The organism is Streptomyces canarius (assembly GCF_014650735.1).
Classification (GTDB): domain Bacteria; phylum Actinomycetota; class Actinomycetes; order Streptomycetales; family Streptomycetaceae; genus Streptomyces; species Streptomyces olivaceoviridis.
Map to the genome: position 1 here is coordinate 34,718 of NZ_BMVN01000025.1, position 22,900 is coordinate 57,617.

19 protein-coding genes and 1 tRNA gene are annotated in these 22,900 nt (G+C 71.2%); 11 read left to right on the top strand and 9 right to left on the bottom strand.

Going from position 1 to position 22,900, the window contains the following annotated elements; all coding sequences use genetic code 11:
* The first annotated feature begins 244 nt into the window (after positions 1–244).
* Both IE294_RS29305 and IE294_RS29310 read left to right on the top strand, forming a co-directional pair.
* Positions 245–1,528 carry a serine/threonine-protein kinase gene (locus IE294_RS29305; protein WP_189891014.1) on the top strand — a complete coding sequence of 428 codons (1,284 nt, stop codon included), beginning with the start codon at positions 245–247 and terminating at the stop codon, positions 1,526–1,528.
* Between the two features lie 68 nt (positions 1,529–1,596).
* Complete coding sequence (locus tag IE294_RS29310; RefSeq protein WP_189891016.1) at positions 1,597–1,959, top strand: DUF1304 domain-containing protein; 363 nt, start codon at positions 1,597–1,599, stop codon at positions 1,957–1,959.
* Positions 1,960–2,055: 96 nt separating this feature from the next.
* Here IE294_RS29310 and IE294_RS29315 read toward each other — a convergent pair whose 3' ends face one another.
* Both IE294_RS29315 and IE294_RS29320 read right to left on the bottom strand, forming a co-directional pair.
* The gene (locus tag IE294_RS29315; protein ID WP_189891018.1) at positions 2,056–2,922 is read right to left on the bottom strand and encodes a lamin tail domain-containing protein; all 867 of its coding nucleotides are present in this window, start codon (positions 2,920–2,922) and stop codon (positions 2,056–2,058) included.
* A 19-nt stretch (positions 2,923–2,941) separates the two neighbouring features.
* Positions 2,942–3,553 carry a hypothetical protein gene (locus IE294_RS29320; RefSeq protein WP_189891020.1) on the bottom strand — a complete coding sequence of 204 codons (612 nt, stop codon included), beginning with the start codon at positions 3,551–3,553 and terminating at the stop codon, positions 2,942–2,944.
* 626 nt (positions 3,554–4,179) lie between these two features.
* On the opposite strand from IE294_RS29320, the gene IE294_RS29325 reads away from it, so the two are divergent.
* The 6 genes from IE294_RS29325 (at position 4,180) to IE294_RS29350 (ending at position 10,826) form a co-directional block, all read left to right on the top strand.
* Positions 4,180–5,793, top strand: a complete 1,614-nt coding sequence (locus IE294_RS29325) for an NHL domain-containing protein (protein WP_229917403.1) — start codon at positions 4,180–4,182, stop codon at positions 5,791–5,793.
* 198 nt (positions 5,794–5,991) lie between these two features.
* Positions 5,992–7,077, top strand: coding sequence for a hypothetical protein (locus tag IE294_RS29330; RefSeq protein ID WP_189891022.1), 1,086 nt, complete (start codon positions 5,992–5,994; stop codon positions 7,075–7,077).
* Positions 7,070–8,722 carry a polyprenyl synthetase family protein gene (locus tag IE294_RS29335; protein WP_229917404.1) on the top strand — a complete coding sequence of 551 codons (1,653 nt, stop codon included), beginning with the start codon at positions 7,070–7,072 and terminating at the stop codon, positions 8,720–8,722. The genes IE294_RS29330 and IE294_RS29335 overlap by 8 nt, the downstream gene beginning before the upstream one ends.
* Positions 8,719–9,432, top strand: coding sequence for a hypothetical protein (locus tag IE294_RS29340; RefSeq protein WP_189891026.1), 714 nt, complete (start codon positions 8,719–8,721; stop codon positions 9,430–9,432). The genes IE294_RS29335 and IE294_RS29340 overlap by 4 nt, the downstream gene beginning before the upstream one ends.
* Before the next feature lie 109 nt (positions 9,433–9,541).
* On the top strand, positions 9,542–10,012 hold the full coding sequence (locus tag IE294_RS29345; protein ID WP_189891028.1) for a hypothetical protein: 471 nt from the start codon (positions 9,542–9,544) through the stop codon (positions 10,010–10,012).
* Between the two features lie 82 nt (positions 10,013–10,094).
* Positions 10,095–10,826 (top strand): hypothetical protein, encoded by a 732-nt coding sequence (locus IE294_RS29350; protein ID WP_229917405.1) that lies wholly within the window; start codon positions 10,095–10,097, stop codon positions 10,824–10,826.
* A gap of 140 nt (positions 10,827–10,966) precedes the next feature.
* Here IE294_RS29350 and IE294_RS29355 read toward each other — a convergent pair whose 3' ends face one another.
* Both IE294_RS29355 and IE294_RS29360 read right to left on the bottom strand, forming a co-directional pair.
* On the bottom strand, positions 10,967–12,256 hold the full coding sequence (locus tag IE294_RS29355; RefSeq protein WP_229917406.1) for a metallopeptidase domain-containing protein: 1,290 nt from the start codon (positions 12,254–12,256) through the stop codon (positions 10,967–10,969).
* A gap of 182 nt (positions 12,257–12,438) precedes the next feature.
* Positions 12,439–12,512: transfer RNA gene (locus tag IE294_RS29360), tRNA-Gly, on the bottom strand.
* A gap of 529 nt (positions 12,513–13,041) precedes the next feature.
* Between IE294_RS29360 and dcd the strand changes: the two genes are divergently transcribed.
* Both dcd and IE294_RS29370 read left to right on the top strand, forming a co-directional pair.
* On the top strand, positions 13,042–13,617 hold the full coding sequence (gene dcd / locus IE294_RS29365) for a dCTP deaminase (protein WP_014673940.1): 576 nt from the start codon (positions 13,042–13,044) through the stop codon (positions 13,615–13,617).
* Positions 13,618–13,630: 13 nt separating this feature from the next.
* Positions 13,631–14,134, top strand: coding sequence for a phosphoribosyltransferase (locus tag IE294_RS29370; protein ID WP_189891030.1), 504 nt, complete (start codon positions 13,631–13,633; stop codon positions 14,132–14,134).
* A 67-nt stretch (positions 14,135–14,201) separates the two neighbouring features.
* On the opposite strand, the gene IE294_RS29375 is transcribed toward IE294_RS29370, so the two are convergent.
* From IE294_RS29375 to IE294_RS29390, 4 genes are all read right to left on the bottom strand, one after another.
* The gene (locus tag IE294_RS29375) at positions 14,202–15,257 is read right to left on the bottom strand and encodes a Yip1 family protein (RefSeq protein WP_189891032.1); all 1,056 of its coding nucleotides are present in this window, start codon (positions 15,255–15,257) and stop codon (positions 14,202–14,204) included.
* Between the two features lie 80 nt (positions 15,258–15,337).
* Positions 15,338–16,804, bottom strand: a complete 1,467-nt coding sequence (locus IE294_RS29380) for an FG-GAP and VCBS repeat-containing protein (RefSeq protein ID WP_189891034.1) — start codon at positions 16,802–16,804, stop codon at positions 15,338–15,340.
* On the bottom strand, positions 16,801–18,213 hold the full coding sequence (locus tag IE294_RS29385; RefSeq protein WP_189891036.1) for an FG-GAP-like repeat-containing protein: 1,413 nt from the start codon (positions 18,211–18,213) through the stop codon (positions 16,801–16,803). Before IE294_RS29385 ends, IE294_RS29380 begins: the two co-directional genes overlap by 4 nt.
* A gap of 75 nt (positions 18,214–18,288) precedes the next feature.
* The gene (locus IE294_RS29390) at positions 18,289–19,770 is read right to left on the bottom strand and encodes an FG-GAP and VCBS repeat-containing protein (protein ID WP_189891038.1); all 1,482 of its coding nucleotides are present in this window, start codon (positions 19,768–19,770) and stop codon (positions 18,289–18,291) included.
* Between the two features lie 453 nt (positions 19,771–20,223).
* On the opposite strand from IE294_RS29390, the gene IE294_RS29395 reads away from it, so the two are divergent.
* Positions 20,224–20,550, top strand: a complete 327-nt coding sequence (locus IE294_RS29395; protein WP_014673947.1) for an antibiotic biosynthesis monooxygenase family protein — start codon at positions 20,224–20,226, stop codon at positions 20,548–20,550.
* 58 nt (positions 20,551–20,608) lie between these two features.
* On the opposite strand, the gene IE294_RS29400 is transcribed toward IE294_RS29395, so the two are convergent.
* Complete coding sequence (locus IE294_RS29400) at positions 20,609–22,891, bottom strand: (Fe-S)-binding protein (RefSeq protein WP_189891040.1); 2,283 nt, start codon at positions 22,889–22,891, stop codon at positions 20,609–20,611.
* Positions 22,892–22,900: the final 9 nt, after the last annotated feature.

The window sequence follows — 22,900 nt, forward strand, 5'->3', positions numbered from 1 at the left end:
AGGGCGTGCCGGTTTCCCCCGTGACGGGGCTGCCCCCGCACCTGGAATGATCATGCGTAACACCTTTCGGCATCCTCGCGCTCCTTGTAGTGGACCCCCGCCCAGGCGGACCCATGACCAAGGGTCCGGTGGTGCTCGCTCGTCCTCTTCTGGGCGGGCGGTCGCGTGCTGCGGACTGGCAGGCTCGTTCACCGTGGCCTGCCCGCCTCAGGCGGGCCGTGGGTGTGCGGGGACATACGGTGTCGTGGCGATCGGGGTGGGTGTGCAGGGGTTGCTGGCCGACCGTTACCAGCTACAGGACCGGCTGGGGAGCGGCGCGATGGGCGAGGTGTGGCGGGCCGACGACCGCCTCCTCGGCCGGCCCGTGGCGGTCAAGCTGCTGCGGACCGATGAGGCCGCCGACGCGGAGCGCTTCCGGCTGGAGGCCCAGACCGCGGGCCGGCTCAACCATCCCAACGTCGTCGGCATGTACGACTTCGGCTCGCACCACGGCCGGCTCTACCTGGTCATGGAACTCGTCGACGGCTGGAGTCTGGCCCAGGAGCGCTCCCTGCGCGGCGCCCTCGATCCGCAGGAGGCGGCAGCCCTCGGGGCCCAGGTGGCCTCCGGCCTGGCCGCCGCGCACCGGCAGGGGGTGATCCACCGGGACGTCAAGCCCGCCAACGTGATGCTGAGCGCCGACCGTACGGCGAAGATCGCGGACTTCGGCATCGCACGCTTCGCCGACGAAGCGGCGGCCGGTCTGACGGCCACCGGCAAGATCGTCGGTACCGCCGACTACCTCGCCCCCGAACGGGCCCTCGGCCGCCCCGCCCAGCCCGCGTCCGACGTCTACTCGCTCGGCTGCGTGCTCTACGAACTCCTCACCGGCCGGCCCCCGTTCCGCGGGACGACCCCGCTGGCCGTGGTGCAGCAGCATGTCGACGCCCCGCCCGCGCCGCCCGCCCGGCTGCGCCCCGGCATCCCCCAGGAGCTCTCCGACTACATACTGTTCCTGCTCGCCAAGGAACCGGCACACCGTCCCACCGCGGACCAGGCGGCCGACTGGCTCGCGTCGTACGGCCGGGTCTCCCACGCCCCCGAACCGCACGGCACCGCTCTTCCGCCGGCGCCGGCCACCGCTCCGGCCCCCGTCATGCCCACCCCTCCGGCCCCCGTCATGCCCACCACCTCGGCACCCGCCCCGCGAACCCGCGTGTCCCGCGCCGTGACGCACTCCCGTCCGCGGGCCCGCCGGAAACTGACAGCCAGGGCAGCGGTCGGCGGTGCCGGCCTCGCCCTCTTCGCCGCGGCGGCGGCCCTCGGAGCGTCGCTGAACTCCGGCGAAGACACCCCTCCGTCCCCGCCCGCCTCCGCTCCCAGCACGGTCGCCACCTCGCAACCGGCGACAGGGACCGCCTCACCGGCCTCGGCGCCCGCCACGTCACCCGCACCGCGGCAGACACAGGAACAGGGCGGTGACCAGGAGGAGGGACCCAAGGACAAGCACGGCAAGGGCAAGGGCAAACGCCACGGTTCCGACGACTGACCGCCCCTGCGACGCGTGGAGGCACCGGGCCGTCTCAACGACCCGTGGAGACCTGGATCATTGTCAGCATGTCGATCATCGCAACCGCTGTGGTGTGGGCCATCGCCTGCCTGCACGTCTACATCCTGGTACTGGAGATGTTCCTGTGGACCGGCCCGAGGGCTCGGGCCGCCTTCGGGACCAGTGCCGAGTTCGCTGCCGAGACGAAGGCGCTCGCGGCCAACCAGGGTTTGTACAACGGCTTCCTCGCCGCCGGTCTGGTGTGGGGAGCGGTGGCGTCCGACCCGGTGGGATTCCAGGCGAAGACGTTCTTCCTGGTGTGCGTCGCGGTGGCGGGCCTGTACGGAGCCGCGACCGCCAGCCGGAAGATCCTCTTCGTCCAGACCGTCCCGGCACTCATAGGTCTGGCGCTCGTGTTCCTGGCCCACTGAACCAAGCACACCGCATTCGCCTTCGTACCGGCACCGGCGATGACAGGTGAGGCGTACTACCCCCTCACCTGTCATCGAAGGGCCGGCGGATCCGGCTCACGGCGTGCCGGTCTTGCCGAACCCCTTGTCCAGGTAGGGGGACTGGTCGACGACGAAGCCGTCGTCCGCGACCAGGCGGGCGATGCCGCCCTGGTCACGCCAGACCTCGCCGGCGGAGCCGAAGGAGAAGCCGCCGTACTCCGGGTGGTTCTCGTTGGTGTAGACGCGGTAGCGCTGACCGGGCTGGACGACCGTTCCCGGGGGGAAGGCGAACGAGCGGCCGGTGGGCTTGGCCTCCACCTTCCAGCCGGTCAGGTCCTGGGGCCCGCCGCCCTTGTTGAGGATCTCGACGTATTCGTCCGCCTGGCCGGTACTCGTGCCCTGGTAGCGCAGGCCCGAGATGATCACGTCGGGCTCGTCGAGCGTGAACATGCACACGACGTCGGCGAAGTTGATGCCGCCCTCCGGGCTGCGGAACTGCCGGACGATCTGGCCGTTGCGCTTGAACCCGCTCAGCACCGCCCGGTACTGCTTGCCGTCGATCGTGACGGGCTGGGGGTGGATGAAGGTCTGGAGGTCGACCAGGTCGTCGTCCGCGGGACTGGTACCGGTGCTGTTGGGCGTCTCGTTGTGGTGGAAGCTGAAGTCGAGGTCGGTCGTGCTGCCGTCCTCGAACATGACGTTGATGGTGAGCTGGACGTCGAACTGGCTCGGGCTGACATTCGTGGGCTTGTTGCGGTGCACGAACGTGCCGACGACGAACTCGGTGCCGTCGAGCTGGACGTCCGCGGCCTCACCGCGGAACTGGTACCCGCTCTGGCTGCCGGCGCTGCCCCACTGGATGTAGTCGGTGCCCACGCCGTTGACCGGTGAGATGGCGGGGTTGGTGGACGAGAAGAGGCCGGAGGTGACGACGGTGGTCATGATTCTGGATCCCGCTCTCTCAGTCCTCGTCCTCGATGACCTCGGCCTTGAGCTTGGCCGGCGGTGCGGTACCGATCTGGGCGATGCCGTCGGTGTGGCGGCCGGTCCTGGCCCCGTCGACGGCTTCGAGACCGCAGGTGTAGACGATGCAGTCCTTGTCCTCGCTGCCGGTGTTCAGGTGCACGTGGTAGCTGAAGGTCAGGGTGCGCCCGTCGTCGCTGACGGTGGCCTGGACGGGGGGCAGATTGCCGCCCGTGGTCTGGTCGATGCGCTTGTACTGTGCGCCCACCGTGCCGTTCCAGCGGAATCCGGTGGGGGCGGTGAAGACGTGCTCGCGCTCACCGGCGTCGACCGTCTCGCTCCAGTTCGGCGTGCGCACGCAGATGTTGATGGTGGTGCCGAGCCCGCCCGGAGCGTCCTCGACCCCGCCCTCCTGCCACACCACGAGGTCGAGTTTCTGGGCACGGCCCTGTTCGTAACCCCAGTCGTAGCCGTTCGCGTACTGGTCCTGCTCGCCGCGCGTGCCGTCGCGCGGCGGGTCGGCGTAGGGCTTTCCGGCGAGCGCATCGGCGCGTCCCCGTTCCTCCCCCCGCTTGTAGGCTTCCTTCTTGGTCTGCACGTCGGTGCTCATCTCCGAGTCCTCCTGGGCTGTGATCGAAGCGTGCGGCGGAAAAAGAGGCGTCCTGGTGCGGGTCGCCCGGGCCCGCGGGAGGCGGCCAGGGCTCAGCACCGCACGCCGCGCGGTTCACCGAACGCGATCGCGGTCGTCATGAAGGCTGCGTCCGAAGACGGAACGCAGGACGCCGCCCGTGGCTTCGAGCGGGGCGGTCGCGTGGTCATCGCGGCGCGCAGCGGACTTTCATCCGGGTCCATCGTTAGCCCGGATCCGCCGGGGGTATGCCGCCGTTCCCCCGTTTGGAATGCGGAATCGATTCCGCGTCACTTGTTCGAGTGCAGTTGAGGCTCGGTACGGCGCACAGGGGCGGAGCGGAGTGCGTCAACGCGCGCCCCGCCGAAGCCGTCGACGACCGCCGCCTTCCTCCCGTACGGATTCCGTCGCCGTCCGTTTCGCCCGGCGCCTCCCCCGTGCGGGTGGCTGACGCGGTGGCTGCTCCTGCGGTGCCCGTCCGACCGGTATGCAGAGGAAATGCCAACGGTGGTGCGGAAGGAGAGGGAGATGCGGGAGACGAGGCCGTGGACGTGTGAGGTGGCGGGCGGCATCAAGGCCCGACCGCGCTCGTGCCGGGGGGTGGCGGCGTGACGGCCAGGGCCGCGGCGCGGCGGCGGGCGCCGGACGAGCCGGACGGAGGTGGCCTGCCGGGCACCGTGGCGGGCAACGGGGCGGCCGGCTTCTCCGGGGACGGCGGCCCCGCGCCGGACGGACAGCTGGCCTTTCCCGCAGACGTGGCCGTGGGAGGCGGCGCGGTCTTCGTCGCCGACCACGCGAACCACCGGATCCGCCGGATCGACGGCACCGGCACCCTGACGACGATCGCCGGGGACGGGCTGCGGGGCTTCGCCGGGGACGGCGCCGACGCGGTGCGCGCCCGCCTCGGCTTCCCGTCCGCGCTCGTGGTCGCCCCGGACGGCGCCCTGTTCGTCGCCGACGAGATGAACCACCGGATCCGCCGGGTCGATCCCTCGGGTGTCATCGGCACCGTCGCGGGAGACGGCTCGCGCGGTGGAGGCGAGGGTGACGGTGACGGCGGCCCGGCCGACCGCGCCCGGTTGGACGCCCCGTGCGCCGTGGCCGTCGACGCGGCCGGCCGGCTGTACGTCGGGGAAGCGGGCACTCCCCGAGTGCGCAGGGTCGACGGCGACGGTGTCATCAGTACGGTCGTCGCGGCATCCGGGCGGTCCGGTGGCTCGGGTGCGGCGAACGCGGGCGAGGCGTTCCTCCCCGCCGGCCTGGCGGTCGACGCGGCCGGCCGGCTGTACATCGCCGACCCGGAGGGCCGGCGGGTACTGCTGCTCGGCTCGGACGGGGTGCTTCGGGTGCTGGCGGGCCCGTCGGACGGGGGCGCCGACGGCACGGCGGTCGACTGGGGCGCACCGTGCGCGGTGGCGGTCGACGCTGAGGGCGTGCTCTACGTGGCCGACCAGACCGGACACCGCGTGTGGCGGTTGGCCGACGGAACGGCCCGTGTCGTCGCGGGGCAGCCCGATCCGGCTGCCTGCGAGCGCACCGCCTCCGGCGACCCGGCCGACGCCGTCGTACACACCGAGCTGGCCTACCCGTGCGGTCTCGCCGTGGATCCGGCGGGGCGCCTGCTCGTGGCGGACAACTTCCACCACCGGATCGCGGCCGTACCCCTCACCGCCGCACCCTCCGAGGACACGGAGCCGGTACGGGACGAGAAGCCGACGCCGGACGTGGAACCGGAGCGCGAGCGGGAACCCGAGCGCGAACGGGAGCCGGAGCGGGAACCCGACCCCTCTGCGCAGTCCGCCCGGCTGCTGGTCCGGCAGGAGGTCGGTCTGGAGATCCGGCGAGGGCAGAGCGAGCTGATCCACGTACGGGTCTCCTCCACCGACCCCTGGGCCCCGGGACGGGTGGCGCACCACTTCACGGCTCCGACGGGGTTCGTCTTCGACGGCCGGGTCACCTGCGCGTATTACCGCGCGGATCGCACGGTCATCCCCGGCGGGAACCCGACGGGGACGGTCGGGGACGGCGGCCGATCGTTGGCCGTCACGGACGAGCCCCGCCTGAACACTGCCGGCCATCCGGCGGCGGCCCTGGTCTACACGCTCGGCATCCGTGCCCTGAACGACGCCGAGCCGGGCCGGTACACCGACGGGCGGGCGGTGATCGCGGGCCGGCCGGAAGTGCGCCTGAGGGCGAGCGTTCTCGGAGATGACGAGGACTGACGGGGACTGACGGGGACCGACGAGGACTGACGGGGGCACGCACACATCCGGAGCCGTCCGTGGCGGACCACCCGCCATGGGCGGCTCTTTGCGTTCTCAAACCATGAATGCGGAGGTAATCGTTTCTGTGCTCCCAGGTCACCCTCATGATGGTCACACATTGCACGTGACCGGTGACTCTGGGTTAGTGTTCGAAACGTGTCCACGCCCGCTCTCCCGAGGCTCGGTCCGCAGGGCCCCTTCCCGCATGCCCCGCTCGCCCACCCGCTCGACCGCAAATGGCTGCACTACGCGTTCCTGTCCCGGTGCGGGCAGCAGGCACTCATCGCGAACCTCTCCGTCCTGGGTTCCTCCACCGGCTCGGTCTTCGCGCACCCGGGCGCCCCCGCCACCGGGCGTCGCAGCGGCACCGGCACGGCGGCCGAGGGACAGCACATGGCGATCCTGCTCCTCTACGGGGAGGAGCACGGCTGGAGCGCGACGCAGTTCAACGCCGAGCAGCCGGAACTGCCGTGGTCCGCCTTCCGGTTGCCGCACCCGCACGGTGAACCCGGTGCGTTCCGGGTGGCGGCCCGCTCGGCGGCGCCGGCGGTGGACGTACGGCTGACCCGGACCAGCAGGCCGTGCACCTCGCAGTGCGCGCCGTTCGGCGACGACGAGCATCTGCGGTGGCAGTCGGAGCCCGGTGTCCTGGGCGCCGGAACCCTGCGGCACGGCGACGGTACGGCGACGGAGACGGGTCTGCTCGGCTACCACGAGCGGGTACGCGGCCGGTGGTCCTGGCCCACACTCGGCGGCTGGGTCTTCGGATTCGTCAACGACCCCTCAGGCCCGGTCGACCAGGCCCCGCCCTCGGCGGTCGTCTTCACCCTCATCCAGCCCGCGTATCCCGCGGACGCGGCCAACGGATCGGTGATGCTGTGGCGCGACGGGCGCATGATCCGCCACTTCCCGCGGCGTACTCTGCGGGTCGCCGTGAGCGGCAGCCTGGACCGTGACCGGGTGGCGATGGTGCCGCCGCTGGCGGGCCTGCTGGGCACCCCGCCGATGGCCGCGGTGCCCGGCCGGCTGGTGATCACCGCACGGCTCGGCGACGACCGTCTCGTCCTCGACTTCCGCTCGCACACGGCGGGCCGGATCATCAACCCCTCCGAGACCAGCCTGCGCCCGTTCAGCGTGCACGAGACCCTCGGCCCGTGCACCGTGGAGGGCCGTATCGGCGGACGCCGTATCGGCTTCCGTACCGGGGGCATCGTGGAGTTCGCCGGGGGTGCCCGTGACTGAGACCGTCCCCGCGTTCACCGGTGCACGGCTGCTGGACGAGACCGTCGCCGCCCTGTCCGACCGGGCGCCGGCGATCCTCGCAGCCGCGGCCGACCAACTGCGCGGCATCCGGCTGGGCCTGCACTTCAACGACGGCAGCCACGCCACACTCACCGCACGGCACAGCCGCATCGTGGTGGACCGGGACCGCTGCCCGGACCCCGACGTCGAGGTCGCCTTCGACAACCGGGCCATGAACCTGCTGTTCGACCTCCAGCGCCCGCCCGCCGGCCAGGTCCTGCCCGACAGCCTCGACGTCCGCGGCTCCCGCGACGACACCCTCGCCGTCTGGCGGGCCTTCACCCTGCTGTCCCAGCGCGCGGCGGGCCTGCGCAGCATGCAGGAACTGTGGGGGGCCTACCGCGAACAGGCCCCCCAGCTGTGGGGCAGCGCGACACCCGCCGCCCGGGGACCGGCCGCCGACCCGGTCGACTGGACGGCGCTGGACTTCCTCGCCCGGCGCTCCCCCGAGGACGCGCCCGCACCGCCCGTACTGATCGGCGACACCACCGTCACCGCGCCCCGCCTGCTGTGGGACGGTCGCACCAGCACCGACTGGTCGCTGGAGGACACCGTCCAGGACGCGGACCTGATGGAGACCATGCTCCGGTGCCGGGCCCGTACCAACGAGGAGATCGAACGGCTGCTGCCGGACCGCGAACCGCGTGCCGAGCTGTACGACCTCATGCGCTCCTACCCCGCCCGCCAGGGCAAGGGCCTGCGTCCCACCCTGACCATCGCCGCCTGCGCCGCTTTCGGCGGGCGCCCCGACGACGCCGTACGCGCCGCCGCCGCGCTGGAACTGTTCCACAACGGCTTCCTCGTCCACGACGACATCGCCGACGAGTCCACCCACCGGCGCGGTCTGCCCACCCTGCACGAGGAACACGGCCTGGGCCTGGCCGTCAACGTCGGCGACGGGATGAACCTGCTCGCCGTCGACGCCTTCCTGTCCAACCTCGAAACCCTCGGCCTCGTCCGCACCCTCGGCCTCATCCACGAGGCGGTGCACATGTGCCGGGAGTCCATCGAGGGGCAGGCCATGGAGCTGGGCTGGATCCGCCACGAGGTCGTCCCCGGAACCGACGACGCCTACTTCACGATGAGCACCAAGAAGACCGGCTGGTACACCTGCATCAGCCCGTGCCGCATCGGCGCCGTCTGCGCCGGCGTCACCGACCCCGCCGTGCTGAGCCGGTTCGACGAGGCGTTCCGCCTGATCGGCATCGCCTTCCAGATCCAGGACGACATCCTGAACCTGGTCGGCGAGGAGGCCCTCTACGGCAAGGAGCCCCTGGGCGACCTGCTCGAAGGCAAGCGCACGGTGATGCTGATCCACCTCTTCCGCACCGCGTACGCCCACGAGCGGCCCCGCCTCCTGGACGTCCTGCGGCAGCGCCGTACCGACAAGACCCAACAGCACGCCGAGGAACTCCTCGCCGCCATGCGCCGGCACGGCTCCATCGAGTACGCCACCGACCTCGCCGACCGGCTCGCCGCCGAAGGCATCGCCCGCTTCGAGGAAGACCTCCGGTTCATCCCCGAGAACGAAGGCAAAGCCGTCCTGCGGCAGATCGCCCACTACGTCACCTCAAGGCCACTGTGACCACCACCCCGCCCCCGCCCCCGCCGGCCGATCCCACCGCCACCGGCCCGCTGACCCCCACCGACCACCGGGCCCTCGCCTTCCTCGGCCACGTCAACAGCAGCCTGCGCCAGTGCCTGTGCACCCTGGCCAGGCACGGCGTGGCCCTGCGCCGCGACACCCCCGAACGCGCCCGCCTCCTGCTCGACACCGTACGGCCCTGGCCCCTGTACAAGGGCGGTCAGTTCCTCTTCGACCTGATGGAGTGGGAAGACCTCATGGTCGACGGCGACCCCCCGCCCGTGATGTCCGCCGAGCGGATCGTCGCCGCGTGCACGCTCCCCGTGCAGCTGATCGCCGCGGCCACCGAGGAGGCACCGGTGGTGACGAAGCTGGTTCCCGGCCAGCGCACGACCGCCGCGCTCGACCTCCCCCTGCGCCTGCTGACCACCACCGCCCGCAGCACCCTCCTGAGTGCCGCGCAGGACCTCACCGACCTGCTCGGGCCGGGCGCCGCCCCCGACGACGACGCCGACCCCGACGACGACGCCGGGTACGCCACCGACCCGGAACCCGGCACCGACGACACCGGCGCCGACGACACCGGCGCCGAACTGCCGCCGCTGGAGGCCGGCTTCTACCTCTACGAGGACATCGCCCTCGGCGCCCTGTCCGTCCTCGGCCCGCTCCTGGCCGACCACGCACCGACCGACCCCGAGCCGTCCGCCTAGCTCATGACAGCCGTACCCGACCCCGACGGTCCATGAGCGGGCCCGGCCCCCAAGCCCGCCACCGGCGGATCCGCTCACGCGGACGCACCCATCCACAGAAGGGACACGCATGGCCACGCAGACCCAGGCCCCCGTCCAGTCCGGTTCCGAGAACAAGCTCTACATCCTCCAGCAGGGCATCGTCGAGGACGCGCCGGGCGGAGTCCCCGCCCACCTCAGCTTCGGCATCCTCAGCACCGTCCCCGACCCGGTGAACCCCGGAGACATCACCTTCACCCTGAAGGCGCCCACCGGCTTCGTGTTCACCGGCTGGCTCTCCTGGGCCTACCACGATGTCAGCACGCTCCAGGCGAAGGGCAACCTGGAAACCACCCAGGGCACCCTCGGCGACGGGGGCCGCACCCTGACCTTCACGCACAACCCGTACCTGTCCTCCAACCAGGAGTGCATCGGCTACGGCGCCCAGGTGACCGCCGTGGACGGCGCGACGCCGGGCCGCTACACCGACGGTCAGCTCAAGGTGGGCTCCGCCAGCCCGATCAAGCTCAAGGGCCGCGTCCTCGACCCCGACGAGGACTGAGCCCCCCGACGAACCGGCCCGTCGGCGGTTCCGGTACTCATCCGGGTCGCCGACGGGTCACGCGGAAGAGAAAGGCTGGAGGATGTACGGAGCAGGAAACCGTCTGCCGGGCCGTATCGGGCGCGCTGCCTCGTCGGTGCTGCGGCTGCGGCTGCGGCGGGGAGAGCGGGGCACATGGGCCGTGGGGGCGCTGGCCGCGGCGATGCTGCTGGCGTCGTCACTGCCCGCGAACGCCGCCACGGCGCAGGCGCGGCCGGCGCGGCCTGCCGCGGCGGCACAGACCATGGCAGCGCGGGACCCGGAGTGCATTCAGCCGGGGAACGCAGGGCTCAACCCCCGCTTCTACTGGCGCAACGTCTTCGGCGCCCGGCTGGGCGAGGGTGTGATCCACGAATCGGCGTCGCCCAACCCGTTCGGCGGTCGGATCGCGCCGGGGTCGACGTTCACGTTCAGGTGGCGCCCGGACACCACACGCAATCCCGTGGGAGCGCAGTACCACATCCACCGGGTCAATCTGGCCTCGGTCATGGCGGTGGCCGATGTGGTGTCGGTGACGGGGCCGGGCAGCTTCTCCGGGACGACGCTGAGCGCCCAGGAGACACCGCCCCAGAAGCTGTGGGACACCGTGGTGACGTTCCGGATCAGGCCCGGGACGGAGGGCCGGACCGCCACCCTCTCGTCGGCCGACCACAGCCTGACCACGAGGTGGCTGTTCGCCAACATCAACAACCTCTGGGAGAACTTCGGAAGCATCTCCTTCACCGTCGCCAGCCGCGCCAGTCTCGGCTGCGACTCGTCCTCGATCCTCGGGTAGAGGGACGATGAGGCGACGGGCCGGCCGGCACAACGCACACGCCGTCCCTCGCCACCACCCCCGAGCCGCCCACGAACTCGTTCCTCGTGGGCGGCCGGGGCTCTTGTGGGCCGCCGGCCGGCACGGGCGACGCCTGGTGGTCACCACTTGATGGCGTTCACCGTGCTGTTGTGGGCGTCGGCGGTCCGGACGGTGAACTGGACGTTGGCCGCTCGGTCGTAGAAGGTCTGGCCGGGCTGCCAGGTGGCCATGTCCAGCGTGCCGCAGCCTGTCGGTGGCGCCGCGGCGTTGGGGTTGGGCATCACCCGGATCGGTCCCTGGCCGCTCGCGACGGAGGTGTCGACCTTGTAGATGACCACGCCCGAGGAGCAGACTCCGGAATCGTTGTGGGCCTTCCTGCGGGCTTCGGCGACGTAGGCGGTGGTGGTGCCGGTTCTGACCACCAGCAGCTTGGTGCCGCCGGTGTACTCCACACCGTTCAAAGTGGCGGTGTTCTGGGTCCTGCTCTGCCATACGCACACGGTCTGGTCGTCCCCCGTCCAGCCGAACTTCCAGGAGGTCCAGCCGAAGTACTGCGGGGCGGCCCCGGCCACGTGTCCCATCACGTCCCAGCCGCCGACGTACCGGTGCTGATCGCCGCCGAAGGCGTACAGGTCGGGAGCTCCGAAGACGTGGGCGGTCTCGTGGGCGGCCACCTTGTGACCCCAGTGCCACATGTCGGTGCCGAACGTCACCGCCCAACGAATCGTCGTGCCCTTGATGACAATCGGCTGGGTGGGCGTCCAGTACCACGTGTGGGAGCCGGTGACCTGGGAGTGGGCGGTGGAGACGATGTAGAACAGGTCGTACCTGGCCAGATCGGCGCCGGCGTCGGCTGCTGCGCGGAGCGCGTCGGTCACGTACCGGGTGTGCTGCTGATAGGTGGGACTGGAGGTGCCGTAGGCGTTGGAGGCCGACGGCATCCGGATCCAGCGGTTCACGACCGGCCGCATGCTCAGCCAGGTCTTGCCGTACGAGGCGTTCCACACCCAGTCGGCGGCCGGGGTCAGCAGGTTGTAGTAGTCCGCGACGTCGCCGGCGCCGGCCACATCGGGGAAGTCCACGTAGACCACGCCGATGTTCTTGACGCCCAGGGGATCCAGGAACTGGGTGTAGTCGGTGTTCTGGCCCTCGTTGACCTTGGTCCCCTGCCCCTGCACCGCGCACGGCGAGGTGCTCCCGTTGACGGCGTGGGCACGTGGGGCGGGGACGGCGGTCGCGGACAGGGCGAGCAGAACCGCGAGGACCCACAGGACCGGTAAGGGGAGAGGGCGTCGCGTCCGGGGTAGCCGGAAGCGCCAGGTGTTCCGCCCTTCCCCTGGCAACCGGGGCCCGTCGCCCGTCCGGACCTCCGCCGGAGTCCCGTCACGCGGTACTCGTGTCTCACTCATGGGATGACCATCGCGGCCACAACGAGACAGGCCGGGGTAATGGGGTCAAACTCACCCCATGGAGCGGAGCGGAAGGCGCCCCGGCGCGCGATTGCCCTTACCGGAGCGCGGAGAGCACACCCCCCTCAGACCGGACTAGAAAACCAAGAAACCCCCGGGCCGCTGACCTGGGGGGTTTCTCTTGGAGCGGGTGACGAGAATCGAACTCGCGCTCTCAGCTTGGGAAGCTGATGTTCTACCATTAAACTACACCCGCGTAATACGGACGGATCGGCCCCGGAGGGTCCGCTGTCCGGACGCTTGCTCACTCTACATCATCGTCGGCCCCCGGTGTCCGGACCCCGGGGGTTGAGTCGGTTTCAGCGGGGTATCCGGCTGCGGGCGGCCGGAGTTGGGGCGTACCGTGGAGCCACCCGGTGGGGCCGGAGTGCCGCCTGGAGAGTCGTCTCTTTGATCCCGTAATGTGCCTTTGTCGTCCGGGCAGCAACGCCGGACGAGGCTCTTGGGGAAGGGACTTGAGGGACTTGATGGAACGCACCGTCGTCCGATGCGCGGACGGGCACGTCTTCAGCACCGCTTCGTTCCCGATGCAGAAGGCCGAGCGGCTCGGCCCCGGCCGGCTCGTGCGGTGTCCGCGGTGTGCCCGGCTCCGCAGCGCGGTCCCCGTCGTCCTCCAGAAGAGGTGAGGGCCGCGGGCGAGGACCGGCTGTAGTCGGCGTGTGACAGCGGGCGCGCGGACCCGTCGCGATTGCGACGGGTCCGCGCGCCTTGCGTATCCTCGCTACGTGCTTCTCTCAGACAAGGACATCCGGGCCGAGATCGACGCCGGGCGGGTACGGATCGATCCCTACGACGAAACGATGGTGCAGCCGTCGAGCATCGACGTCCGGCTGGACCGGTACTTCCGGGTGTTCGAGAATCACCGGTACCCCCACATCGACCCCTCCGTCGAGCAGGCCGATCTGACCCGGCTGGTGGAGCCGGAAGGCGATGAGCCGTTCATCCTGCACCCCGGGGAGTTCGTGCTCGCCTCCACGTACGAGGTGATCACGCTTCCCGACGATCTCGCCTCCCGGCTGGAGGGGAAGAGCTCGCTCGGGCGGCTGGGCCTGGTCACGCACTCCACCGCGGGGTTCATCGACCCCGGGTTCAGCGGGCACGTCACCCTGGAGCTGTCCAACCTCGCCACGCTCCCCATCAAGCTGTGGCCGGGGATGAAGATCGGGCAGCTCTGCATGTTCCGGCTGACCTCGCCCGCCGAGTCGCCGTACGGCAGTGAGCGCTACGGCTCCCGGTACCAGGGGCAGCGCGGGCCGACCGCCTCGCGGTCCTACCTCAATTTCCATCGGACCCAGGTGTGAGGGCGACAACAGCATGAGCAGCGCAGACGTGCGGGAGAACCTGACCTACGAGCGGTTCGGGGCCGCCATCCGCGAGCTGGCGCAGACCATCGCCGACGACGGGTACGAGCCCGACATCGTGCTCAGCATCGCGCGCGGGGGCGTCTTCGTCGCGGGCGGGCTCGCCTACGCCCTCGACTGCAAGAACATCCACCTCGTGAACGTGGAGTTCTACACCGGTGTGGGGACGACCCTCGACATGCCGGTCATGCTCGCGCCCGTGCCCAACGTGATCGACTTCTCCGACAAGAAGGTGCTGATCACCGATGACGTGGCCGACACCGGCAAGACCCTGAAGCTGGTCCGCGACTTCTGCCTCGACACCGTCGCCGAGGTGCGCTCGGCCGTGGTCTACGAGAAGTCCCACTCCCTCGTGAAGTGCGAGTACGTCTGGAAGCGGACCGACGACTGGATCAACTTCCCGTGGAGTGTGGAGCCGCCCGTGGTGAAGCGGGCGGGGCAGGTTCTGGACGCCTGATCCCCAGTACGGACACCGAGAAGGGCCCCCGGCTTTCCCGCCGGGGGCCCTTCTCGCGCGTCAGGACTCAGAACGTGCCCAGCTTCACGATCGACAGCAACGCGATCAGCTGGATCGCCGACGCCCCCAGCGCCCTCGGCCACGGCAGGTCGTGGGAGCGGGACACCATCAGGGTCAGCAGGGCGCCCGCGCCGACCCAGGTGGCCCAGCCGAGGAGCTGGACGAAACCGGCGTCGCCGCCGAAGAACATGGCGACGATCAGGCGGGGCGCGTCCGTGAGGGCCGTGATCAGCATGGACAGGCCCACCGTGGGCTGCCAGGCGCCGTCGCCGCCGAGCTGGCGGGCCAGGGTGTGGGTGACCACGCCGAGGACGAACAGGCCGAGCACCATCACGACCGCCGTGATCAGCACGATCGGCACCGCGTTGGAGAGGGTCGCGCTGATCGCGTCCTGGCGGGCGCCGTCGAAGCCGAAGACCGCGAGCAGGCCGTAGAGGAAGGTCACGATGAGGGCGGGTGCCCACATCGTGTAGTCCCGCATGCGCAGGAAGGTGTCGTTCGGGGACAGGACGATCCCCTTCAGCAGTTCCTTCCAGTGCAGGGGCGGGCCGAGCGGCGCGGCGGGCGCGGCGGCCGAGCCCGCCTGGTAGGTCGCGCCCTGGGTGTAGCCGGCGGCCTCGTCGACCGAGAAGGCCTGGGTGTGGCCCGGGTTGTTGGCCGCGTAGGGGTCGTGCGCGCCGGGGCCGGGGCCCGGGTGGTGGCCGCCGTCGCCGAAGTACTCCGGCCCGTCGTCGGCCGGCCCCGGGTACCCGTACGACTGCCCCTGCCGCTGGTACGGCGGCTGCGGCGCCGACGGGTAGCCGTACGAGGGGCCGGACGGGCCCGGCCGGCCGTGGGGCGGCTGACCGTACGACGGTCCCCCGGGCTGTGCCGGGCCGTGCCCGCGCCCGTGTCCGTGCCCGTACGACGGCCCCTGCGGCGCCTGCTGTCCTTGGGGGGTGCGGTTGTCCCGGCCCCCGCGTCCGATCCTGAATCCAGCCACGTCAACGAACGTACCTGGTCCTGGGGGCCGATGTGCCGGGCCCGGTGGTCCGGGCCCGGCTTTGCGGCCGACCTGTGACATCCCCTAAGGGAGCGTCAGGGGGCGGTTCAGGGTCCGGCCCGGGTTCCCCCGGGGTACCCTTCCGGCGGTGCCGGGAAGGGTCAGTTGTTGAGGACCGAGCCGTACCGCGGGGTGCCCGCCGTGGAGACCCCGGTGGCCGACGGGCCGAAGGAGAGTGCCCCGGCCGTCGTCGGTCCGCCGGCGGCGCCGCGCAGCGACCAGACCGCGCCGTCGCCCGCGTTCTCGCCGGGACCCGCCACGGTCAGCTCGGCGCGCCGGTCGCCGGAGTGGTCGGCGAGCAGGACCCGGGCGCCGAAGCGGTCGCCCTTCTCGGCCGCGCCCGGCACGCCCGCGGTGTTCTGGGTGTACGACGTCGCGCCCTTGGTCGTCAGCCCGGAGGCGGTGCCCCTCAGGAGGGTGACCGACCCGGCGCCGGAATCCTCGCCGGGCGCACCGATCGCCAGGTCCGCGAACCCGTCCCCGTCCACGTCGCCCAGGAAGACGCTGCTGCCGAACGCGTCGCCGGTCTCGGCCGCGCCCGGCACGCCCGGCGTGTCCTGGCCGAGGACCAGCGGGGCGCGGGAGGTGTCCCGGCCGCCCGGTCCGCCGTAGACCACGGTGACCTTGCCGCCCTTGGCTCCCGCGGGGTCGGCGGAGGTTTCGGCCGGATTGCCGACGGCGATGTCGGCGTACCCGTCCTTGTCGATGTCGCCGATCGCCGAGACCGTGCCGGCGGGCAGCTCCTGCCACCAGTCGGTGTAGTTGCCGAGGGACGGGTCGGTGACCAGGCGGGTGACGGCGGCGCCGGTGCCGGGCTGCCGGCCGTGCACCACCAGGCTGGTGGGCCAGGCGGGGGAGATCCGCCCGGCGGACACGGAGGTGACGCCGTACGACGGTGAGTAGGGAGCGGGGAAGCCCGCGCCCGAGCCGCCCTGGAAGGAGCCGGACCGGGTGACGGGGCCGTTGACGAAGTTCAGGGCGCTGGAGCCGGTGGAACCGATCACGACGTCGAGGTCACCGTCACCGTCGAGGTCGCCGACGGCCAGAGACTGCCCGTACCGGTCCGTCTCCTCCTTCCAGTGGTTGACGACCGTGCGGGAGCCGGAGAGCCCGGACCGGGCGCCCCAGACGACGACCACCGTGCCGCCGTTGGTGTCGCCGTCGACGTCCTCGCCGGGCGCGCCGACCAGGAGGTCGGCGTAGCCGTCCTTGTCCAGGTCGGCGGAGGCGACGGCGCTGCCGAACGCGTCCCCCGCCTCGGCGGTGCCGGGCACACCGGCCGTGTTCTGGGTGATCAGGGTGCGGGTGGCCGTCTTCGGCCCGGCGGAGCCGCCGTAGACGACCGAGACGGCACCCGCCTTGGACCGGCCGCCGACCGTCGCGTCGGGGGCACCGATCGCGAGGTCGGCGCGGCCGTCGCCGTTGAAGTCGTACGGGGCGGCGGCCGTGGCCGCGTGGGCGGCGGGCACGGTCAGGGCGAGCGGGGCCAGCGCGACGGCGACGGCGACGGCGAGGACGCGTGTGCGGGGGGTGTTCCCCCGGGAGGTCCTGGGGCGGGGGTGTGTCACTGGGCGATCGCCCACGCGAAGTTCCCGAAGCCCTGCACGGAGACGTCACGGGCGCCGATGAACTTGGCGTAGTCGGTGGTCAGACCGGAGGCGGTGCCGCGCAGGACCGTGACGGCGCCGTAGCCGTTCTCGCCGCCCGCGCCGGTGACCAGGTCGGCCTTGCCGTTCTTGTTGATGTCGATCAGCCGCACCGACTGGCCGAACTGGTCCCCGGTCTCGGAGCCGCCGGGTACGCCCTCCGTGTCCTGCGTCCAGGTCTTCGCGCCCTTGGTGGTCAGGCCCGACGCGGAGCCGAACAGGACCGTCACCGCGCCGGCCTCGCGGACCGTGCCCACGTCCTCGCCGGGCGCGCCGACCGCGACGTCGGCGTAGCCGTCGCCGTTGATGTCACCGGTGCTGACCGACGAGCCGAACAGGTCCTCGGCCTCGCCGGCGCCGGGCACCCCCGCGGTGTCCTGGTGGATCACGGTCGGCGTCTGGGCGGGGTCGGGACCGTTCGGGCCGCCGTACCAGACGGAGATCTGGCCGCCCTTGTGGCCGGTCTTCTTGGACGCGCTGGGGTCGGTGGGGTCGCCGAGGACCACGTCGCCGTAGCCGTCGCCGTTGATGTCACCGATCGAGCCGGGCAGTCCGTCGGCGTTCGGCAGGTCCTTCATGACGTGCTTGGAGCCGTTCCAGGTGAAGTACGTGACGTCGCCGCCCTCGTCGCCGTCGACGAGGAACGGGTAGAAGCGCTCGGCGGCGCGGTCGCCGTTCGTGTCGCCCGCGAACACGTCGGTCGTGGTGCCCAGTTCGCCGACGCGGAGGTTGCTCACCGGGGTGCCGGTGCGGGTGAAGGGGCCCTTGTAGAGGCGGGTCTCGGTCCGCCCCGTCAGGGTGACGTCGTTCTTCCCGTCCCCGTCGAAGTCGGCGACCGCGATGCCGGCGGCGAAGTTGTTCCACTCGTCCAGGGTGGACGGCTGGGGCACCAGGGCACCGCCGGACAGGCCGGACGTGCCGCCCCACAGGATGGTGGCGCTGCCCACGGAGTCCCGGTCGCCGATGGTCTCGCTCGGGGCGCCCACGACGAGGTCGGAGTAGCCGTCGCCGTCGAGGTCGCCGGCGGCCAGGCTCTGGCCGAAGAGGTCCCCCGCCTCGGCGGTGCCCGGGACGCCGGTGGAGTTCTGCGTGATCAGGGTGCGCTTGGCGGCCGAGACGCCCGAGGACGAGCCGTAGAGCACGACGACCGCACCGGCCTGCTGTGCTGTGCCGACCTGGTGGCCGGCGGCGCTCAGGGCGATGTCCAGGTAGCCGTCGCCGTTGAAGTCGCCGGTCAGACGGGAGGGCGCGGCGGCGGCGGGGGTGATGGGCAGGGCGGTGAGCAGGCCGGTGGTCAGGGTGGCGGCCAGCAGGAGGACGCGCTTGCGCAAGGCGGGGCTCCGGATGGGAGGAGGCCGGGCCCGCGACGCGCGGGCCCGGCCAGGGGTGAACGGGACGAGGGCTGGTCAGTCGGCGAAGAGGGAGCCGAACTGCGGGGTGCCCGAGGTGGAGACGCCGGCGGTGCCGGCACCGATGAAGCGGCTGCCGGAGGTGGTGATCTTCGTGCCGTTGGACGGCAGGTAGGTGAGGGCACCGTCGCCGCCGTCCTCGTTGGCGCCGATCACCAGGTCGGCCTTGCCGTCGCCGGTGACGTCGTCGAGCTTGACGTCGATGCCGAAGAGGTCGTTCTTCTCGTTGCCGCCGGGGACACCGGTGGTGTTCTGGTTGAAGGACTGGGTGCCGGAGGCGGTGTTCACGCCGGACGCCGAGCCGTACAGGACGGTGACCGCGCCGGTGTCGGTGACGCCCTCGATGTCCTCCAGCGGGGCGCTGACCACGAGGTCCTGGTAGCCGTCGCCGTTGACGTCGCCGAGGTCGAGGTCCCAGCCGAAGGAGTCGCCCTTCTCCGAGGTGCCGGGGACGCTGCCGGTGTCCTGGTTGATGCCGGTGGTGCCGGCCGGGCCGGAGGCGGAGCCGTAGGTGACGTTCACCCGGCCGCCGTTGGAGGCGTCCGGGACGGGGGTGCCGTCCTCGGTGGTGGCGTCCCAGCCGGCGCCGCTGACGATGTCGCCGAAGCCGTCGCCGTTGATGTCGCCGATCGCCGTGATGATGCCGGGCTTGAGGGCCTTGGCGGAGGAGCCGCTCAGACCGCTCGCGGTGCCGGGCAGCCAGTAGTTGGTGTTCCAGCCGTACTGCGTGGAGGTCTCGTAGCCGTCGACCACGAGGTCGGTGCGGCCGTCGCCGTTGACGTCACCGGCGGTCAGGCTCATCGGGCCGAACGGGTAGTCGTTGCTGCCGGACAGGATGGGCGGCTTGACGGTGGTGACGCTGCCCGCGGTGCCGGAGCTGCTGATGCCGCCCTTGTAGAGGTACAGGGTGGCGGCGGAGCTGCCGACGACCAGGTCCGTCTTGCCGTCGCCGTCGAAGTCGCCGGCGGCGAGGTCCTTGCCCCAGTAGTCGTGCGCGGAGGCGGCCGGGTCGACCAGGTGGGCGGACTTGCCGGTCAGGCCGCTCTTGGAGCCGTAGAGGATGACGAGGTCGCCGCCGTTGGTGTCGGTGCCGACCTTCTCGTAGGGGGAGCTGACGGCGAGGTCGTCGTAGCCGTCGTTGTTGAAGTCGCCGTAGGCCGTCTCCCGGCCGAAGCCGTCGCCGGCCTCGGCGGTGCCGGGGACGCCGGTGGTGTTCTGGCTGATGACGGTGCGCTTGGCGGAGGAGACGCCGGTGGCCGTGCCGTACAGCACGACGATCTGGCCGGCGTCCTTGTGGCCGCTGACGTAGGCGCCGGCCGCCGAGGTGGCGACGTCGCCGATGCCGTCGCCGTTGAAGTCGGCCTTCGCGACCTTGACGGAGTCCGCGGCGGTCGCGGGCGAGGCGGCGAAGGTGAGCAGACCCCCCGTCAGCGCGGCGGCGGTGGCCGTCGCGAGGGCGAGTCGGCGGTGCTTGTGCATGCGGTTTCTCCTACGGCATGCGGGGGATGCCTGGCGGGCATCCGCAGTTGATGGGGTGCGGTCTCCCCGTGTTCGACGCGAGTTGTCCCGCGGTTCACAGGAGACCGGCGATCAGGAGACCCGCGCCGGGGCGTAAGGGTTGTACGTGAGTTCGGTGATTTTTTCCGAGGCTTCTGTGACCGCTGGTGCGCGACTACGGCTCCGGGAAGGCCGAGCGGAGAAGGCCGCCACCGGTTCGACGCCGTCCGGCTTCTCCGCCGCGCCGGCTGGAACGGGCCGCGCGGGTACGGCGGTCCGCCGCCGGACGCGTGCGACGCCGGGTCGCTCCGCCGTCGCCGTCGAGGTCGTGGCACCCGCGGCCGCACCGGCCCCGTCGGCGGTCCCGGTGATGATGACGCGTTCGCCTGGCGGCGGCAGCCGTGCCCCGGGTGTGTTGTGGGTCAGGATGGTGCCATGAGCGTAGTGAAGATCAACGTGCTGACCGTTCCCGCCGAGCAGCGGGAGGTTCTGGAGAAGCGGTTCGCCTCGCGGGCCCACGCCGTGGAGAACTCCGACGGCTTCGAGTGGTTCGAGCTGCTGCGGCCCGTCGAGGGCACCGACCAGTACCTCGTGTACACGCGCTGGCGTGACGAGGAGTCCTTCCAGGCGTGGATGGAGGGGCCGATGAAGTCCGCGCACCAGGGCGGCGGCGAGGGCGGCGAGCGCCCGAAGCCCGCGGCCTCCGGCTCGACCCTGTGGTCCTTCGAGGTGGTGCAGCAGGCCGCGCCCAAGAGCGCGTAGCGGATACGACGGCGCCCCCTGCCCGTGCGGGTCAGGGGGCGCCGTACGTTCGCGGGAGCTACTTCACCGGCTCCGGCTCCGGCTCGCTCTCCGTCTCGGCCTCGCCCGCCGGGTCGACCGGCGTCCTGACGGAGTCGAGCAGCAGCTGGGCGACGTCCACGACCTGGATGGACTCCTTCGCCTTGCCGTCGTTCTTCTTGCCGTTGACCGAGTCGGTCAGCATGACGAGGCAGAACGGGCAGGCGGTGGAGACGATGTCGGGGTTGAGGGAGAGGGCTTCGTCGACGCGCTCGTTGTTGATGCGCTTGCCGATCCGCTCCTCCATCCACATCCGCGCGCCGCCGGCGCCGCAGCAGAAGCCGCGCTCCTTGTGGCGGTGCATCTCCTCGTTGCGCAGGCCCGGGACCTTGCCGATGATCTCGCGCGGGGGCGTGTAGATCTTGTTGTGGCGGCCCAGGTAGCACGGGTCGTGGTACGTGATGATGCCCTCGACCGGGGTGACCGGGACCAGCTTGCCCTCGTCCACCAGGTGCTGGAGCAGCTGGGTGTGGTGGATGACCTCGTAGTCGCCGCCGAGCTGCGGGTACTCGTTGCCGATCGTGTTGAGGCAGTGCGGGCAGGTGGCGACGATCTTCTTCGCCGACCGGGGCTTCGCGGACTCGGGGACGACCTTGCCCTCGTCGTCCAGCTCCTCGCCGAACGCCGTGTTCAGGGCCATCACGTTCTCCATGCCGAGCTCCTGGAACAGGGGCTCGTTGCCCAGGCGGCGGGCGGAGTCACCGGTGCACTTCTCGTCGCCGCCCATGATCGCGAACTTCACGCCCGCGATGTGCAGCAGCTCGGCGAAGGCCTTGGTGGTCTTCTTGGCGCGGTCCTCCAGGGCACCGGCGCAGCCGACCCAGTACAGGTACTCGACCTCGGTGAGGTCCTCGATGTCCTTGCCGACGACCGGGACCTCGAAGTCGACCTCCTTGGTCCACTCCAGGCGCTGCTTCTTGGCCAGGCCCCAGGGGTTGCCCTTCTTCTCCAGGTTCTTGAGCATCGTGCCCGCCTCGGAGGGGAAGGCGCTCTCGATCATGACCTGGTAGCGGCGCATGTCCACGATGTGGTCGACGTGCTCGATGTCGACCGGGCACTGCTCGACGCAGGCGCCGCAGGTGGTGCAGGACCACAGGACGTCCGGGTCGATGACGCCGTTCTCCTCGGCGGTGCCGATCAGCGGGCGCTCGGCCTCCGCCAGGGCGGCGGCGGGGACGTCCTTGAGCTGCTCCTCGGAGGCCCTCTCCTCGCCCTCCATCGTCTTGCCGCCGCCGGCCAGCAGGTACGGCGCCTTGGCGTGCGCGTGGTCCCGCAGGGACATGATCAGCAGCTTCGGGGAGAGCGGCTTGCCCGTGTTCCAGGCCGGGCACTGCGACTGGCAGCGTCCGCACTCGGTGCAGGTGGAGAAGTCCAGCAGGCCCTTCCAGGAGAACTGCTCGACCTGGGAGACGCCGAAGACGTCGTCGTCGCCGGGGTCGGTGAAGTCGATCGGCTTGCCGCCGGACGTCATCGGCAGCAGGGCGCCGAGCGAGGTCTCGCCGGTGGCGTTGCGCTTGAACCAGATGTTCGGGAACGCCAGGAAGCGGTGCCAGGCCACGCCCATGTCGGTCTTCAGGGCGACCGTGATCATCCAGATGAAGGAGGTCGCGATCTTCAGGCCGGCGAAGAAGTAGGTGAGGTTCTGGAGCGTGGAGACGTCCAGGTGCTCCAGCCAGGAGACGACCGGGTACGAGATGAAGAACGAGGCCTCGTAGCCGTCCACGTGGTGCTGGGCGCCTTCGAGGGCGTGCAGCATGAAGATGCAGACGCCGACGATGAGGATGACGGCCTCGACGAAGTACGCCTGGCCGAAGTTGGAGCCGGCGAAGCGGGACTTGCGGCCCGGCTTGCGCGGGTGGCTCAGCTGGCGGATGACGATCAGGGCGAGGATGCCGATCACCGTCATGGTGCCGATGAACTCGACGTAGACGTTGTACGGAGCCCAGTCGCCGAGGACCGGCAGCAGCCAGTCCGCCTTGAACAGCTGCCCGAACGCGTTGACGATCGTCAGCAACAGGGTGAAGAAGCCCACCGCCACGAACCAGTGCGCCACGCCGACGATGCCCCAGCGGTTCATCCGCGTGTGGCCGAGGAACTCCTTGACCACGGTGAGGGTGCGCTGTGCGGGATCGTCGGTCCGTGTGCCGGCCGGCACCGGCTGGCCCAGCCGCATGAAGTTGTAGATCTGTAGGAGGGCGCGGCCGAACAGTGCCACGCCGACCACGATCAGGACCAGCGACACGATGATCGCGGCGAGTTGCATTGGGGCTCC

Excerpts from the sequence above, each read along its gene's own strand:
- IE294_RS29375 (WP_189891032.1), bottom strand. The coding sequence starts at position 15,257 with ATGTCACAGGTCGGCCGCAAAGCCGGGCCCGGACCACCGGGCCCGGCA.
- IE294_RS29370 (WP_189891030.1), top strand. The coding sequence starts at position 13,631 with ATGAGCAGCGCAGACGTGCGGGAGAACCTGACCTACGAGCGGTTCGGG.
- IE294_RS29395 (WP_014673947.1), top strand. The coding sequence starts at position 20,224 with ATGAGCGTAGTGAAGATCAACGTGCTGACCGTTCCCGCCGAGCAGCGG.
- IE294_RS29345 (WP_189891028.1), top strand. The coding sequence starts at position 9,542 with ATGGCCACGCAGACCCAGGCCCCCGTCCAGTCCGGTTCCGAGAACAAG.
- IE294_RS29355 (WP_229917406.1), bottom strand. The coding sequence starts at position 12,256 with ATGAGTGAGACACGAGTACCGCGTGACGGGACTCCGGCGGAGGTCCGG.
- IE294_RS29350 (WP_229917405.1), top strand. The coding sequence starts at position 10,095 with ATGTACGGAGCAGGAAACCGTCTGCCGGGCCGTATCGGGCGCGCTGCC.
- IE294_RS29390 (WP_189891038.1), bottom strand. The coding sequence starts at position 19,770 with ATGCACAAGCACCGCCGACTCGCCCTCGCGACGGCCACCGCCGCCGCG.
- IE294_RS29320 (WP_189891020.1), bottom strand. The coding sequence starts at position 3,553 with ATGAGCACCGACGTGCAGACCAAGAAGGAAGCCTACAAGCGGGGGGAG.
- IE294_RS29400 (WP_189891040.1), bottom strand. The coding sequence starts at position 22,891 with ATGCAACTCGCCGCGATCATCGTGTCGCTGGTCCTGATCGTGGTCGGC.
- IE294_RS29315 (WP_189891018.1), bottom strand. The coding sequence starts at position 2,922 with ATGACCACCGTCGTCACCTCCGGCCTCTTCTCGTCCACCAACCCCGCC.
- IE294_RS29310 (WP_189891016.1), top strand. The coding sequence starts at position 1,597 with ATGTCGATCATCGCAACCGCTGTGGTGTGGGCCATCGCCTGCCTGCAC.